The organism is Sphingorhabdus sp. (genome assembly GCF_023910635.1).
In the GTDB taxonomy this organism is placed as follows: Bacteria; Pseudomonadota; Alphaproteobacteria; order Sphingomonadales; family Sphingomonadaceae; genus Sphingorhabdus_B.
The window spans coordinates 16,410-31,584 of sequence record NZ_JAAVVZ010000020.1; the positions used below are offsets into that span (position 1 = coordinate 16,410).

The 15,175-nt window shown below is 55.9% G+C and carries 20 protein-coding genes; 8 read left to right on the top strand and 12 right to left on the bottom strand.

The genetic code is table 11. The annotated features are described in order from the left end of the window. Positions 1–70: 70 nt before the first annotated feature. On the top strand, positions 71–1,213 hold the full coding sequence (locus HEQ34_RS11140) for a bifunctional 2-C-methyl-D-erythritol 4-phosphate cytidylyltransferase/2-C-methyl-D-erythritol 2,4-cyclodiphosphate synthase (RefSeq protein ID WP_296200394.1): 1,143 nt from the start codon (positions 71–73) through the stop codon (positions 1,211–1,213). A 2-nt stretch (positions 1,214–1,215) separates the two neighbouring features. Continuing rightward, the gene (locus HEQ34_RS11145) at positions 1,216–1,728 is read left to right on the top strand and encodes a CinA family protein (protein WP_296200395.1); all 513 of its coding nucleotides are present in this window, start codon (positions 1,216–1,218) and stop codon (positions 1,726–1,728) included. Here HEQ34_RS11145 and HEQ34_RS11150 read toward each other — a convergent pair. After that, positions 1,692–2,150 (bottom strand): type II toxin-antitoxin system RatA family toxin, encoded by a 459-nt coding sequence (locus HEQ34_RS11150; protein ID WP_296200396.1) that lies wholly within the window; start codon positions 2,148–2,150, stop codon positions 1,692–1,694. The genes HEQ34_RS11145 and HEQ34_RS11150 overlap by 37 nt on opposite strands. 15 nt (positions 2,151–2,165) lie before the next feature. After that, complete coding sequence (gene lipA / locus HEQ34_RS11155; protein ID WP_296200437.1) at positions 2,166–3,092, bottom strand: lipoyl synthase; 927 nt, start codon at positions 3,090–3,092, stop codon at positions 2,166–2,168. An 81-nt stretch (positions 3,093–3,173) separates the two neighbouring features. On the opposite strand from lipA, the gene HEQ34_RS11160 reads away from it, so the two are divergent. Genes HEQ34_RS11160 through HEQ34_RS11175 form a run of 4 tightly spaced genes read left to right on the top strand, consistent with a single transcriptional unit; the run spans position 3,174 to position 5,692 of the window. Further along, complete coding sequence (locus tag HEQ34_RS11160; protein WP_296200398.1) at positions 3,174–4,127, top strand: sodium-dependent bicarbonate transport family permease; 954 nt, start codon at positions 3,174–3,176, stop codon at positions 4,125–4,127. Between the two features lie 4 nt (positions 4,128–4,131). After that, complete coding sequence (locus HEQ34_RS11165; protein WP_296200399.1) at positions 4,132–4,443, top strand: transcriptional regulator; 312 nt, start codon at positions 4,132–4,134, stop codon at positions 4,441–4,443. Continuing rightward, the gene (locus HEQ34_RS11170; protein WP_296200400.1) at positions 4,443–5,066 is read left to right on the top strand and encodes a carbonic anhydrase; all 624 of its coding nucleotides are present in this window, start codon (positions 4,443–4,445) and stop codon (positions 5,064–5,066) included. Before HEQ34_RS11165 ends, HEQ34_RS11170 begins: the two co-directional genes overlap by 1 nt. Beyond that, entirely contained in the window at positions 5,063–5,692 is a 630-nt protein-coding gene (locus HEQ34_RS11175; RefSeq protein WP_296200402.1) for a pyridoxamine 5'-phosphate oxidase family protein, read from the top strand. The genes HEQ34_RS11170 and HEQ34_RS11175 overlap by 4 nt, the downstream gene beginning before the upstream one ends. Before the next feature lie 68 nt (positions 5,693–5,760). Here HEQ34_RS11175 and ettA read toward each other — a convergent pair whose 3' ends face one another. Beyond that, positions 5,761–7,440: an energy-dependent translational throttle protein EttA gene (gene ettA, locus HEQ34_RS11180; protein WP_296200405.1), complete on the bottom strand. Its 1,680-nt coding sequence runs from the start codon at positions 7,438–7,440 to the stop codon at positions 5,761–5,763. A gap of 113 nt (positions 7,441–7,553) precedes the next feature. Between ettA and HEQ34_RS11185 the strand changes: the two genes are divergently transcribed. Together HEQ34_RS11185 and HEQ34_RS11190 are read left to right on the top strand one after the other, a co-directional pair. Continuing rightward, a complete protein-coding gene (locus HEQ34_RS11185) occupies positions 7,554–8,951 on the top strand; it encodes a M28 family peptidase (protein ID WP_296200407.1) in 1,398 nt (465 codons plus the stop codon). Next, entirely contained in the window at positions 8,948–9,190 is a 243-nt protein-coding gene (locus HEQ34_RS11190; RefSeq protein WP_296200409.1) for a hypothetical protein, read from the top strand. Before HEQ34_RS11185 ends, HEQ34_RS11190 begins: the two co-directional genes overlap by 4 nt. A gap of 9 nt (positions 9,191–9,199) precedes the next feature. Here the strand turns inward: HEQ34_RS11190 and HEQ34_RS11195 are convergent, their stop codons facing one another. From HEQ34_RS11195 to gspG, 9 genes are all read right to left on the bottom strand, one after another. Next, a complete protein-coding gene (locus HEQ34_RS11195; protein ID WP_296200410.1) occupies positions 9,200–9,919 on the bottom strand; it encodes an A24 family peptidase in 720 nt (239 codons plus the stop codon). Positions 9,920–9,987: 68 nt separating this feature from the next. Next, complete coding sequence (gspN, locus tag HEQ34_RS11200) at positions 9,988–10,683, bottom strand: type II secretion system protein N (protein WP_296200411.1); 696 nt, start codon at positions 10,681–10,683, stop codon at positions 9,988–9,990. After that, on the bottom strand, positions 10,680–11,159 hold the full coding sequence (gene gspM, locus HEQ34_RS11205) for a type II secretion system protein GspM (protein WP_296200413.1): 480 nt from the start codon (positions 11,157–11,159) through the stop codon (positions 10,680–10,682). The genes gspN and gspM overlap by 4 nt, the downstream gene beginning before the upstream one ends. Next, entirely contained in the window at positions 11,156–12,241 is a 1,086-nt protein-coding gene (locus HEQ34_RS11210; RefSeq protein ID WP_296200415.1) for a hypothetical protein, read from the bottom strand. The genes gspM and HEQ34_RS11210 overlap by 4 nt, the downstream gene beginning before the upstream one ends. Further along, positions 12,238–13,224, bottom strand: coding sequence for a type II secretion system minor pseudopilin GspK (gene gspK / locus HEQ34_RS11215; RefSeq protein WP_296200417.1), 987 nt, complete (start codon positions 13,222–13,224; stop codon positions 12,238–12,240). Before gspK ends, HEQ34_RS11210 begins: the two co-directional genes overlap by 4 nt. Continuing rightward, entirely contained in the window at positions 13,221–13,865 is a 645-nt protein-coding gene (gspJ, locus tag HEQ34_RS11220) for a type II secretion system minor pseudopilin GspJ (RefSeq protein WP_296200419.1), read from the bottom strand. Before gspJ ends, gspK begins: the two co-directional genes overlap by 4 nt. Next, entirely contained in the window at positions 13,862–14,245 is a 384-nt protein-coding gene (gene gspI / locus HEQ34_RS11225) for a type II secretion system minor pseudopilin GspI (RefSeq protein WP_296200421.1), read from the bottom strand. Before gspI ends, gspJ begins: the two co-directional genes overlap by 4 nt. Beyond that, positions 14,235–14,729 carry a GspH/FimT family pseudopilin gene (locus HEQ34_RS11230; protein ID WP_296200422.1) on the bottom strand — a complete coding sequence of 165 codons (495 nt, stop codon included), beginning with the start codon at positions 14,727–14,729 and terminating at the stop codon, positions 14,235–14,237. The genes gspI and HEQ34_RS11230 overlap by 11 nt, the downstream gene beginning before the upstream one ends. Next, positions 14,701–15,174 (bottom strand): type II secretion system major pseudopilin GspG, encoded by a 474-nt coding sequence (gene gspG, locus HEQ34_RS11235; RefSeq protein ID WP_296200423.1) that lies wholly within the window; start codon positions 15,172–15,174, stop codon positions 14,701–14,703. The genes HEQ34_RS11230 and gspG overlap by 29 nt, the downstream gene beginning before the upstream one ends. Between the last annotated feature and the right edge of the window lies 1 nt (position 15,175).

Sequence of the window (15,175 nt, forward strand, 5' to 3'; positions counted from 1 at the left end):
CCTAAAATTTAGGCAGGCCGTTACCCGCTTTCAGCTTGGCGGGCAAGTCTGCTGTCGCTAGAGCGCCCAAATGGCATCTCGACCAACCACCGTTGCACTCATCGTCGCCGCAGGCTCAGGTAGCCGCGTGGGCGGCGCGCAGCCAAAGCAGTTTCGCCTCGTGCGCGGCAAGCCTATGCTGTGGCACAGCTATGCGACATTGGCGGCGCACCCGGCCATTGACCAAGTCTATGTGGCGGTTGGTGCGGGCCAAGAAACAGAGGCGGTAGCTGCGTTAGCAGATCTCAAAGAACCTATCCTTCTACAAGGCGGGCTGACACGCCGCGAAAGCGTCTATTTGGGGTTAAAGGCGATTGCCACTGCGGAAACGGTTGATCAGGTGTTGATCCATGACGCTGCACGGCCCTTCCTTCCAGTTCACGTCATCAACGACCTGTTGGACGCATTGTCGCTTGCGCCCGGTGCTGTCCCCGCCCTCCCTGTCGTTGACAGCCTTTCACGCGGCACGGATATACTATCCGAAACCGTCGCACGCGAAAATCTGTGGCGTATTCAAACGCCGCAGGCCTTTGCCTTTCAGGACATCTACGCAGCCCACCAAAGCTGGACGGGCGCAGAACCAACCGACGATGCACGCATGCTCATGGCGCAAGGAAGCGACGTGCGTATCGTGCCGGGCGCGGAGGCGCTCAATAAATTTACCTTCTCAAGCGATTTTGCAGGAAACAGCATGCCCACATTCCGAAGCGGAAATGGTTTTGACGTCCACCGTCTGGTGCCAGGTGCCGAATTATGGCTATGCGGCGTGCAGATTCCCCATGACAGGGGTCTTGATGGCCATAGCGATGCCGATGTTGCCATGCATGCGCTGACCGATGCCATATTGGGGGCAATTGCCAAGGGAGACATTGGCGATCATTTCCCACCAAGCGACCCGCAATGGCGCGGTGCGTCGTCCGATCGGTTCCTTGCGCATGCCATAAAGGTGGCGCGCGCAGATGGCTTTGAGCTTTCAAATGCCGATGTTACCATTATCTGCGAACAGCCAAAGGTCGGACCCTTCCGGGGAAAAATGCGCGAACGGCTGGCAGAAATAATGTCTGTTGATGTGGATCGCATATCGGTAAAGGCAACAACAACCGAAATGCTTGGTTTTACTGGCCGCGGCGAAGGCATCGCCGCGCAAGCCACCGCAACTTTTGAGAAAATCTGAATATGGACACCGTCTTACCCACCGAGATTGCCGAGCTGGCCGCGCGCGTTGTTGCCGAGAACAAAGCTGCGGGACGAATGGTCGCAATCGCGGAAAGCTGCACCGGCGGCCTTGTCGCGGCCGCGATCACCGAAGTTCCGGGTAGCAGCGCCGTCCTTGGCTATGGCTTTGTTACCTATAGCAATGACGCGAAGATTAAGCTTCTGGGCGTAAATGAAGACATCATCGATGCATTCGGCGCTGTATCCGTCGGCGTCGCATGGGCCATGGCGCAAGGTGCGCTGAAAAAAAGCGGCGCAGACGTGGCCGTCGCGATAAGCGGTGTGGCCGGCCCAGACGGCGGGACCGCCAGCAAACCCGTTGGCACCGTAGTTTTTGCAGTAGCGGTCAAAGGTCAAAACCCAGAAGAGGTGGTGGGAGATCACAAATCTTTTGGCTCAGACAAAAGCCGCGCTGATATCCGTGCCTTTGCAACGCTTCATGCGTTAGGGTTGTTGCTTCCGCCCGCACCATAAAGCGCGTCGGCACGTTCAACAAACGCCGTTGTCATCTTGCGGAGAGCCGAATCAAAAAACTGACCGGCCAGCGCCTCAAACACGCGGTTACGGAAGGAAAATTCGACGGTAAAGTCGACAATTGAGCCGCCGCCTTCGACATCCTCGAACGTCCAAGCATTGTGTAAGTGCTTCATGGGGCCATCGAGATAATCCACGATGATCGATGACTTAGGGGTTTTCACCACGCGACTGCTGAACGTTTCGCGAAGCGATTTGAACCCGACAATCATATCTGCCAGCATTTCGCTTTCTTCATCCTTCCGGATACGGATGGCGCTGACCCAAGGCAGAAATTCAGGATAGCGGCTGACGTCCACCACCAAATCATACATTTGCGCCGCATTATGCGGCAGGCTGCGGCGTTCGTGATGGTGCGGCATGTGTGAACGAAACCCTTAGCGCACCTTGGCGAGTTGCGCCGCACGTGCGTCGCGCATCTTGGTGAAATCATCACCCGCATGATAACTGGACCGGGTCAGTGGACTTGCCGCAACCAATAAAAAACCCTTGGCGCGCGCAATGGCGGCATAAGCGTCAAATGCGCTTGGCGTAATGAAATCCATAACCTTGGCATGCTTTGGCGTTGGCTGCAGATATTGACCCATCGTCAGGAAATCGATGTCCGCGCTGCGCATGTCGTCCATCACCTGATGCACCTCCATCCGTCCTTCGCCCAGCCCGAGCATGACGCCAGACTTCGTGAAAATCGACGGATCGTGTCGCTTCACCGTTTCCAATAAACGCAGCGAAGCGTAATAGCGCGCGCCGGGCCGAATGGTCGGATACAGGCGCGGAACGGTCTCCAGATTGTGATTATACACATCGGGGCGGGCGGTAACGATTGCTTCAATTGCGGCCTGCGCCTTGTTGCGGAAATCGGGGGTCAGGATTTCGATTGTGGTGTTGGGCGTATTTCGGCGCAATGCCTCAATCACCTTTACAAACTGGCTTGCGCCACCGTCGGGCAGGTCGTCTCGGTCAACAGATGTAATAACGATATGCTCAAGGCCCATCTTGGCCGCAGCAATCGCCACATGCTCCGGCTCAAGCGGGTCAACCGCCCGCGGCATTCCGGTTTTCACGTTACAAAATGCGCAAGCCCTTGTGCACACATCGCCCAGTATCATCACGGTGGCGTGTTTCTTGGTCCAGCATTCGCCGATATTGGGACAGGCGGCTTCTTCACACACCGTGTTCAAATTGAGATCACGCATCAAGCGGCGTGTTTCATTAAACCCGGCACCGGTCGGCGCTTTAACCCTGATCCAGTCGGGTTTGCGTTCCCTAACCGGGCGTTCGGGCATATTGATCGGCGCGTTCATGAAGCCCGAATAGACGTAGCGCGCCATCTTGCCAACTGCAACTTGCCTGCTATGGGTTGTAAAATTCGCAAAGGGGCCAAGATGATCGTTGATACCCTTACTTCGCCGGTGATCCTGTTTTTTGTACTCGGCTTTATTGCCGCTATTCTCAAATCCGACCTTAATATTCCAGAGGCGTTCGCCAAGGCGATGTCCATCTATTTGATGGCAGCAATCGGCTTGAAAGGCGGGGTTGAGGTATCCAAGAGCGGAATTACCACAGAAGTCATGGTTGCTGCTGCCGCTGGCCTTGCTTTAAGCTTCCTTTTACCTGTTCTTGCCTTTGCATTGTTGCGCGGCATTGGCAAATTGTCGAAAGTCGACGCCGGCGCGGTTGCCGCGCATTATGGTTCGGTCAGCGTCGTTACCTTTGTAACCGCTATAGAATTGCTAACCGGCGAAGGCTTAAGCCCGGCAGGATATATGGTCGCTGTTCTGGCGCTTATGGAGACGCCAGCCATTATAACAGGCCTGATGCTCGCCCGCCGCGGTGACACAAGCTCTGGTGAAAGCAACACGACGCCATGGCATGAGGTGCTGACCAATGCCTCGGTGATGTTGCTGGTCGGCAGCTTCGTCATTGGCGCGATTGCCGGAAGCGACGGGTTCGCAGCCGTCAAGCCGCTGTTCGATACCGGCTTTCGTGGTGTATTATGCCTTTTCCTTCTGGATATGGGCCTGATTGCGGCACGCCGCCTGATTCAATCGCGTAAGATGACGTTGCGGCTAGTTTTCTTGGCGATTTTGTTACCCTTGGTAAACGGCACGATTGGCACCGTCGTTGGAACGGTCATTGGCCTTGATGTTGCCTCCGCAGCGGCGCTTGGCATATTGGCGGCAAGCGCTTCCTACATCGCGGTTCCGGCGGCAATGCGCCTTGCCCTGCCCCAGGCTGACCCGGGCATCTATCTGAGCATGTCACTCGGCGTCACTTTTCCGTTCAACATCATCTTTGGCATCAGTATCTTCGCTGCCCTTGCCCAAGCTTTAGGATGACCCAATGATACAAACCGTCCTGCGTAAACGTGTTGAAATCCTTGTCGATACGCCGCTTGTCCCGCGTATTGTCGGCAAGTTGAAAGCCGTGGATATTTCAGGATGGAGCCTCATTCACGTGGACTCTGGCGGTGGACGTGCGGGCGAATGGCAGCATGACGACGTCACTGGCGCCAGTGCTAAGACCATCGTGCTGGCCATCGCGTCAGACACAAAGACGGAACAGTTAATGGACGCAATTGCCCCCTTGCTGGATAGCTATGGCATGTTGTTAACCGTAGGCGACGTTCAAGTTGTCCGAGGAGAGCGTTTCTAATGCCTGAGTTTGGCGTCTTGGTTGACGGATATCGTCGTTTCAAATCGGACGCGTATGTCCGGCAAAAGGCGCGCTATGACGCGCTCGCAAGCGACGGACAGTCACCGCCAATCATGATCATCTCCTGCTGCGATAGCCGGGTCGACCCTGCGACGGTATTTGATACCACCCCGGGCCAGGTTTTCGCATTGCGCAATGTGGCGAACCTAGTTCCGCCCTATGAAACCGGCGGCGGATTGCACGGGGTATCTGCGGCAATCGAATTTGGTGTTTTGGGCCTTGAGGTGCGTCATATCGTCGTTCTTGGGCACGCGCAATGTGGCGGCATTAAAGCATCATTGGAGGGCGGCGACCTGGGACACGCCGGGTATAGCTTCATCGATAGCTGGGTGGATATTGTGCGCCCTGCCCGCGACAAGGTGCTGGCATCCGCGTCGCAAGACCCGCAACGCGATCTGGAGCTGGAGGCGATCCGCGTCAGCCTCGCCAACCTACGTAGTTTTCCCTTTATTGCGGCACGCGAACAATCGGGGCAATTAAAGCTACACGGTGCCTATTTCGGCATATCCGACGGTAATCTTTACGTTCTAAATAATGAGAACGACAGTTTTGAGGTACAATGAACGATCCCGTCAGCTTCCCCGCTTATTATGATGATCTCGCGTTAAGTTTTGAAGAGGCATGGAGCCTTATCGCCGCCGGTGTGACCAATCGCAACAGCCCGTCTCATATGCCCGCAGTGGGCACCGTCGATGCGTTGGGCATGCCGCAATTGCGGATCATGATATTGCGGGATGTATCGCGAGATACGCGCACGCTGCGGTTTCATACCGACTCGCGTTCGATAAAAGCGGAACAACTGCGTCAGAACCCGGCGACCAGCGTGTTGATCTATGACCCGGCGGCAAAGGTTCAAATCCGGATGTCGGGGAAAACACATTTCACGGCCACAGGCGCCGTTGCCGACATTGCTTGGTCGGCATCAACGCCATTTGCACGGCGTTGTTACATGGCCGAGGCTGCACCCGGAACACCGTTGGCAGAACCTTCGTCAGGTTTGCCCGATTGGATCGCGGGCAAGCAACCTGAAGAAGATCAACTTGCGGACTATCGCCCTAATTTTGCGGCTTTGTTGGTCGAGATTGATACAATCGAATGGCTGTATCTTGCCAATGCCGGCCACCGGCGTGCGCGCTGGCAATGGGACGCGGTGCAAAATTCATGGGCGGGTCGCTGGCTTATCCCATAAGGCCACACACCCTCGTCACCTGAACTTGTGTTACAACCGGTGACGAGGCGTGTGATTTCATGCCATCATCAACGTGTCATCTTCTTGTACGTTGCACGGTGTGGACGCGTGGCTTCGTCGCCAAGGCGGGCAATCTTGTCCTCTTCGTAAGATTCAAAGTTGCCTTCAAACCATTCGACATGGCTGTCACCTTCAAAAGCCAATATGTGCGTGGCCAAGCGGTCAAGGAAGAAGCGGTCATGGCTGATGACCACGGCGCAACCGGCGAAGCTTTCCAGCGCTTCTTCAAGAGCCGAAAGCGTTTCGACGTCCAAATCATTGGTCGGTTCGTCGAGCAGAAGCACGTTTCCGCCTTCTTTCAACATCTTTGCCATGTGCACGCGGTTGCGTTCACCGCCGGACAACAGGCCAACCTTTTTCTGCTGGTCCGTGCCCTTGAAATTGAACGCCCCGACATACGCCCGGGTTGGCGTTTCATGCTTGCCCAGCTTCATAAAGTCCGCGCCGCCGGAGATTTCCTCCCACACATTTTTGTTGGGGTCCAAGTCATCGCGGCTTTGGTCGACAAAGCCAAGCTTCACGGTTTCGCCGATTTCCACTTCACCGGAATCCGGCACTTCCTGACCCGTAATCAGGCGGAAAAGTGTTGATTTACCTGCGCCGTTCGGCCCAATAACGCCAACAATTCCGCCCTGCGGGATGGTGAATGACAGATTTTCGAACAATAATTTATCACCATAGGCCTTGGTGACATTCTTAACCTCGATAACCTTGCTGCCAAGACGCTCGGGGATTTGGATGACGATCTGTGCCTTGCCGGGGGTGCGGTTTTCTTGCGCCTCAACCAATTGGTCGAAGGATTTGATACGCGCTTTGGATTTCGTCTGACGCGCCTTAGGGCTTTGCCGAATCCACTCCAGCTCGTCCTTGATAGCCTTCTGACGACCCGCATCTTCTCGCGATTCCTGCTCCAGGCGCTTGCCCTTCTTCTCAAGATAGGTCGAATAATTGCCTTCATAGACAAAATAGCGACCACGATCGAGCTCGAGTATCCAGCTCACCACATTATCGAGGAAGTAGCGGTCGTGGGTTACGAGGATGACGTTGCCCTTATAGTCGACCAAATGCTTTTCCAGCCACGCCACCGATTCCGCGTCAAGGTGGTTGGTAGGTTCATCGAGCAACAGGATGTCAGGCTTTTCAAGTAACAATCTGGTAAGCGCGATCCGGCGCTTTTCACCGCCCGAAAGGCTGGTCACAGAGCTATCGCCGGGTGGGCACCGCAGCGCGTCCATGGCCAATTCAAGCTGACTATCCAGCGACCAACCATCGACGGCATCAATCTTTTCCTGAAGTGTGCCCATTTCTTCCATCAATGCGTCAAAATCGGCATCTTCGGGCGGGTCGCCCATGATCATCGAAATTTCGTTAAAACGATCGACCAAATCCGCAACCGGACGCACGCCATCCATGACGTTTTCACGCACCGTTTTATTTGGGTCCAGCTCAGGCTCCTGCGCCAGATAACCAACGCGGATATGTTCTCCGGGCCATGCTTCTCCTGTAAATTCGGTGTCCATGCCCGCCATGATTTTCATCAGTGTCGACTTACCCGTGCCGTTTGGTCCGACGATGCCAATCTTTGCATCCGGGTAGAATTGCAGATTGATATTGTTGAGCACCGGCTTGTTCGCGCCGGGGAAGGTTTTGGTCATTCCCTTCATTACGTAACTATATTGCGCTGCCATGGGGATCAGTTCCTGTGTTGCATTACTTTGATTTGGCCGCTTCCCTAGCTATCCGCAGCTTTCCTCGCAAGGCGGGATTGCAAAACTGTGCGATGCGATTAAGCCTACGCGGCATGAAGAAAAATATAGCTCTGTTCGCCGCAGCTTCTACGCTGTTCCTTACATCGTCAATCGCCATTGCCGCGCCTAATAGCCCGAAGCCAGTTTCTGTCGCAGAATTGCGCGACAAGGCGCTAAAATCCGACGACATCGCTTATGACATATTAGAGGGCCTCACGACCGAGATTGGCCAAAGGCAGGCTGGCACGGAGGCAGAGGCGCGTGCGCGGATATGGTCGGTAAACACGTTAAGGGCGTTGGGCTTCGACAATGTCCGCGTTGAAGAATATCAGATGCCGACATGGGTGCGCGGCGAAGAGACCGCTGAAATCACCGCGCCATTTCCGCAGAAGTTGGCTGTTGCCGCACTTGGCAATAGCGGTAGCACCGGCGAGGCGGGATTGGATGCGGAGATCGTCTATTTCCCGACCATCGACGACTTGCGCGCTGCGCCAGACGGCAGCCTGAAAGGCAAAATCGCCTTTGTCAGCCATAATATGAAGGCAACGCAGGACGGTAGCAGTTATGGCGCATTTGGCCCTGCCCGCTTTGTCGGACCGAATATTGCTGCCAAGAAAGGCGCGGCGGCCATCGTCATCCGCTCCATCGGCACCGACTATCACCGCAACCCGCATACCGGGAACACCAATTTCGAACCTGGCGTCGCCCCTATTCCGGCAGGCGCATTGTCGATTCCCGACGCGGAGAACCTTGAACGGATGATTGCGCGCGGGAAGCCTGTGCGCATGAAGTTGAAGCTTACCCCGCAGAATATAGGCATGCAGACCTCGGGCAATGTGCTGGCCGAAGTGACGGGGTCCAACCCGAAATTGCCGATTATCGTCATTGCATGCCATCTGGATAGCTGGGACCTTGGCACGGGCGCGATTGATGACGCGGCGGGTTGCGGCATCATCGGTGCGGCCGCCAAGCATCTGAAGTCTATGGGCCAACCAAAGCGCACCGTGCGCTTACTTTGGGCCGGGGCTGAAGAAGTCGGCATATGGGGTGGCCGTGACTATGGGGCGAAGCACGCCAACGAACCACATGCTTTGGCCATGGAATCCGACTTCGGTGCAGGCAAAATCTGGGCTGTGGATTTCCGCTTAGCTGAAAGCGCAAATGCGGTGCGTTCGCAGATCGTTTCGGCGCTTGCACCCTTGGGCGTGGTCCCCCGCCGCGAACTGGCGGGCGGCGGCGCGGACATTGGCGCAATCATCGATGCACAAAAACTTGGTATCGTGGATTTGCAGCAAGATGGAACAAAATATTTCGACCTCCATCACACACCGGATGATACGTTGGACAAGGTCGATAAGGGCGAATTACGCCAAAACGTGGCCGCTTGGGTCGCAACTTTGGCCTATCTGGCAAATTATGAGGGCGAACTAAAGCCGGAACCAACGCAATGAAGAAAGCTGCTTTACTGATATCTGCGTTGGCCATGCTTGCGGCTTGCAATGATACGACGGCAACGCCCGATACTGCACCAGCAGAGGGAATCATGCCTGCGGCCTCGCAACAAGAAGAAGTGACCAAGCGAAAGCTGACCATCGAACAAGCCGCCGAAGAAGCCACGCAGTTGATTGAAGCGGACGCAAAGGCCGAAATGGAGGCTGCAACCCCCGCACCCGCCGAAGCTGCACAATAATCTGAAGCGCTAGGCTGGCTGGCCGTCCAGCAGCAAGACAATCATAAAGGCAGCCATTCCCAAATACGCCCCGAACGGTAACTGTCGGGCGCTCTTTTTGGATAGCGTATAGGCAGCCGCGACAAACAGAAACCCGAAGATAGTTGCCAAAAGCAAAGTCATCGGCAGACCCTGCCAACCGAGCCATATCCCAATGGCTCCGAACAATTTGGGGTCGCCTCCACCCATGCCTTCGACGTTGCGCAGCTTTCGAAAGACCTGCCGGGTCGCTTCCAATGCAAGAAATCCGAAAATGCCGCCCAAAATGCGGTCGGGCCAGTCAATCTCGGGTGTCAGAAACGGGCCAAGGCAGACACCCGCCAATGCCAGCGCCAAAACCAGTCGATTGGGCAACCACAGTTTCTGATAATCGAGGATGACGAGCGGTAGCAGCACCCAACCGAAAACCGCCGCCGCCACGGCTGGACCACCCGACAAGAATAACACCGCGCATAGGCCAATCGCGGCGGAGACAAGTTCAATATATAGTGCGCTTATTCCTATGGATTGCCCACAATATCGGCATTTGCCGCGAAGCCATAGATAAGACAATATCGGCACGAGGTCTTTAGCCCCAAGCGTCGTTTGGCAATGGTCACAATGCGACCGGCCGTCCGATACCCGTTCCCCGCGTGGCCAGCGACTGCATAAGGCCGCAACGAAGCTGCCCCAGATTGCGCCGAATATCATGGCGAGCATGCTTTGATACCAAAAGGGCAAAGCGCATAGCATATCGCCCAATGACGTCTGGAACGCGCTCAGAACCGGCCCTTTTGGACCAGGCGGTAACCACCCGCAACTGGCCGGAACCCGGCAATGTTCAACACCGCCGCCTGGTCGCCCCGGTCGGCATCAAGCGTAACCGCCACGGTATAAGATCCGTCCGCAGACAAACGGATGTCCGCGCGCTCCATCGCGGATTGGCTGACCAAGGGCAGCAATAATTGGGCACCGTCGCAGCGGGGTTGACCAAGCATCCCATTCTGTAAGTTAAGTCCCGGCATCGTGTCGGACAAAGTCAACCGGACTTGACCGCCAGCATCCATACACTTGCCAGCAGCAAAGCGCGCAGAAAAGCCCTCAAACTGAATATTTTCGGCAGGAAACGGAGCGAACAGCGCACCTACTGGCAAAGTAGCGGACAGATTGTTGACCGACACACCACTTATGCCGCGTGATACAGACCCGGTTATGCCAGGCACAAATTGCGCCTTGCCCCGTGACAGCAATATCTCTGCCCGGCCCATAAATAATGGGGATAACAACAAACGTGCATTGACGTCGCCCAACGGCAATTTGCCAAGGCGCAGGTCGCGGATGGACCCGTCCCAAATGATACCATCAACCTTGCGTGCGGTTACCCCGTCCCCAGCGACGATAGTCCGCAACGGCATGAATAATATCGTCGCAACAGCCAAAGCTGCGACCGAAGCAATGACGAAGCGCCGTTTCATGGTGCGCCCATCTGCAACTGCGCATCCACCGTTACGGTGCTGTTCGCGCCGGGTCGTAAGGCGACACTGCGCACAGCAACATTCTGGCCCTCAAGCTCTGTCAGCCACGCAAGCAACGCTGGCGCCCGTGCTTGATCAATCCGGAAGCTGATTTGTCCTGGTGCACCATTGGCCGATTTGACGAGATCGAACCCGTTTTCTGCCGCATTTTGGACAATCAACAGGTCAATGTCCGCCGCGGTTGTGGAACGCGGCCCCGTCTGCTGCTTCTGCGTTGCATCCACCGTGGCGATTATGCGCCCGCGCCGCTGAACCGCCTCGTCATGATCTATCTTTGCCTGATCAATGTTTGACAATACGGGAAGTAAAATTCCAAAAATCGCCACCACAAAAGCTGTCAATGCGCCCGCGACACCAACGAGCCATTGCTCGCGCCGCGTCAGCGCAGCAAACCATAAGCGTATCACCGCTATCATGGCATCCTCACAGTCATATCAACCAATGTAGCGCCGCTTGTGTCTTGCCGCGCGGTTGCCGTAATGCGGAACCCGTCTTGTTGAATGGTCACAAGAGCCTTGTTGATGTTATCTGCGGTGGGTGCCGCCAGAACAACGGTCAATATGCCGTCGGGCGTATATCGCAATTCCCGCACGGACACATTCGGTGAAGCCTTGACACTGCGCCACAAGGCCGCAGAAAGCGGTGCAAAGCTGCTTTGCGTTTTGCCCTGACGATTAAGCGACGCGGCCAGCATGCTTTCGGCCTGATCGATATCCTGGATAGCCGGATCAATCTTCTGTGCCGCAGCCAATGCGGCGTCATTTTCAGACGCAGTTGCAGTCCAATATTTCGCCAAGGTCGCAAGAGTGAGCATAATCGTCACGATAAAGAGCGCGGTCAGAAGCCGCCGCACCCACATCTTTTGCTCTGCGGTCATCCAAACTGCCCGCTCCCGTTTTGCGAAGTTGCCTTCACGCAAGTTCAGCAATGGCGACGCGCTGGCGGAAAGCAGCATGGACCGAAGGGAGGCGGTATCAATATTTTCTATATGCGCGTCGCCAATGAACAGATCGCGCAACACGGCTTCGTCAGGTATCGCAAATTGCGCGCCGCGCAGGACGCGCAGGCCGTCCATTTCGGCCCTGAACACGCCATCCAAATGGGTACGCACCAATGATGCAAAGGGCAGGACGATGTCGGGGTTCAGCCCGCACGCACCAAGCCTATCCAACCCGCTCTGCATAACCTCCGACGCGATTGTCGCTGTGGCAACAACATCGTCATAATCTGCGCCAGCGCTGATGTGCACAAGGCCAAGCGATTGTTCGGTTGCATGCAGTTTCGCGACGGTTTCGGCCTGACGCCCTTGCACATCGGTCAGCGTGAACCAGTGACACCGAACATCTTCAGGCGCGACAAGTGCCATGACAGTCATGTCGTCAACCGTCTGCACGAAGTTGGAAAGTACACCTGCATCCTGCCAGATGCCCTCGATGACCCGAAATACCGACGGGTCGTCCCGCTCAGATGTCGGGAACCGCGTAATGACCAATGTCATTCCTCTTCCCCCCAACTGCGCCAGACAACGCGCGCAGGCGCGGGCGACGCGACAATCATCGACTGTCCGGCAAGCTTAAGTTCGCCAAATGACACATTTGTGTTCAAAAGGAAGTAATTGCTCGTCAGTTTTACCTGCCCTTGAACCAGAGGAGACGGTTCCAGGGCGGCAATTTCAGGCGCCGCCCAGAATCGAATGAGGCTGCCATAGCCATTAGATGGCCGCTTGGCGAGATAGCTGCGCGCTAAGGTCAAATTCATCTTGCCGGGCGGGAATAGCATCGCCAACAACGGTGCCTGTTCGGGTAGCAAAGTGTTGACGTTCAACGGCGATAAAACCGGATCGGGCAGCGCACAAATCCAATCCTGCAACTTGGCATAAATAGCGGGGGTTACGCCCTTGACCGCGCGCAGCTCGCTTGGATGGGCATAAAGCCTGTTCGCCGTAAGATAAGGGGTCGCCGCAGAACGATAGCCATCATCCTCGACGCTATTTGGTAAAGGCGTGATGTCGCTGTCCGCCCAGTCGGCTGCCGCCGCAACAACAACACGCGCCGTGTTTTCATTCGTGCCCAACACCACCAATAAAGACGTCATCTGGTCTTGGCCCGTCGCGCTGGCCAAGTATCGGCCGTCATTTTTGGTCACCAAGCTGTTGAGATTGAAACAATTGCCAGCATCACGCACGGCAGCGGTGGCAGACCCTATCGGAATGGGAATGGCTTGCGCTTTGCCCAGCCAATCCCCCGATAACGTCGTTTGCGCGGCATCGCGGGCAACCAGGTCCTCAATACGCGCAACGGCAATCGCCTCGGTCGCGTACGTAAACATCCGCGCCTGGGCAAGCGCGTTGCCATTGACCGACAATTTGCTCGATAAACGTAACCGGTCAAGCGTCGTTGCCGCAATGACGGCCAGCACCGCCACCATAAGCAAGACCGACAGCAAGGCCGCGCCGCGTTCTGAATGCTTTTGCGGCATCATTCGGCTGCGCCTTTTTCAACGCTCGGTGGTGCAACACGTGTTTGCGGCCCAACCAGAAAAAGCATGCGTTGGGCAGGCTTACCGACCAAATTGACGTTTAAGGCAACAGCGCGCGGCAAAGCATCCGCATCGGCCGCAGTCCAATCATCGCGCCAAGCACCGGTATCATCGCGAAATTCGACCTTTGCAGACGCTACATCCTCCAACAAGACCGCAGCGTCTGTAGGGGCTGTTCCGTCGAGCATGGGCCAACTTAAACGCTTGAGCGCCCCACCTTCCAACACATAAGCCACGCGTTGCAGCCCTGCCCTCGGCGCATCATCAAAGTTGGACCACCCGGCCCGGACAAAGCCAAATAGCGCGCCGGGAACGCTTTCCTCTCCTTGGGTGAAGGCAGGGACAGGTTGGCCCGATTGATCTCGCACAGGACGCGCGATCGCCTGCGCCAGATCGCCTTCCAAACCATTGGCCAAGCGATGCGACAATGCCATTTCTTCAAGACGCTTTTTCACGGCAATTTGGGTATCGCTGCCGGAACGTAGAAGCATGACACCAGCCACCGAAATGAGTGCAAAAATCGCTAGCGCCACAAGCAATTCGATAAGCGTAAACCCGGCCTCTGAATGTCGCAATTCGGTCATTGCTCAACGGGCCTAGCGATCGTCATCTGGGCCTTACGGAGTGCCGCGTTACCAGTTCCGACCACGTTGATCTCGACAGTCACCAAACGGCTGTCATCGGTCGGACGCGTTGTCGCCATCCACTTCCAATTTTGACCGCCGTTTAATTCTTCGCCGCGCGTTTCTCCGAGAGTTGGCGGCGCGGGGTTGGACAATATTTCCACGGCCACGTTCCGCGCCACTTGCCATGCCATATTGCTATCGCCCAGATTGGATGTCGAGCGTACCGAATATCCCTGCAAGCGTACCATCGCTAAGGCCGCGAGGCTGAAAATGGCCAAGGCAACCATGATTTCCAATAGCGTGAAGCCATTGCGCGACAATGAAGGCTTAACGGACAACGCGTATGTCCCCGGTTGCGGAGAGCTTTAGCGTGACCGTTACATTGTCATGTTTGATCGCGAAATTGGCGGCGCTTGACGGCAGGCCAGTGCTGTCGAAGGCAACCCGCATTTGTCGCGCACCGGACATCTGAACCGTTGTGCCACGTTTCCAGTCGGTGGTTGAAAATGGGGCTTCGGACAACGGGACCCAGTTCCCATCATTGCGCGTTTCAAAGCCATATCCCGACGGACGCACGGTCACCGCCATAGTGCGCGATTGCAATATGGCATTATCGCGCAAGGCGGCAATGCGGGCGGCAAATTGCTCTGCCTCATCCCGCACACCGCGCTCAGGCGAGCGTACGGTCATGACAACGGCCGTGCTTGCAATGCCGATGATGAACAATACCACCATCAGCTCCACTAAGCTGAAGCCGCGCGCATTATCCTGAACGATTTTACGGACGGACGGCTTAGTCGCCGTAAATGTCGGCATCGTCATTCTCACCGCCAGGTGCGCCATCGGCACCCAGCGAATAGATGTCAAAGGCGCCGTTCTTTCCAGGCATGCTATATTGATAGGGGCGGTTCCAAGGGTCCATAGGCAGTTTCTTGATATAGCCTTCACTCCGCGCGCCGGTCGTCGGCGGCGTGACCAATGCCTGCAGCCCTGCACCTGCATCAGGGTAAGTCAGATTATCAAGCCGATAGGTTTCCATCGCCTGTCCCAAAACTGCGATATCTGCCCGTGCCTTTTGCACCATGGCCTTGTCTTGGTTAGGTAACACGTTGATGGCCACGACCGTCGTCAGCAGCGCCAAAATGAACAAAGTCACCATCATTTCAACTAAGGTGAAACCGTTGCGTTGCGCCTGAACTGCCTTGCGGCGGAACCTGACAGGTGCGCGGCTAGTATCAGTCAAAAGATTAAAAAATAGGCGGAGCATG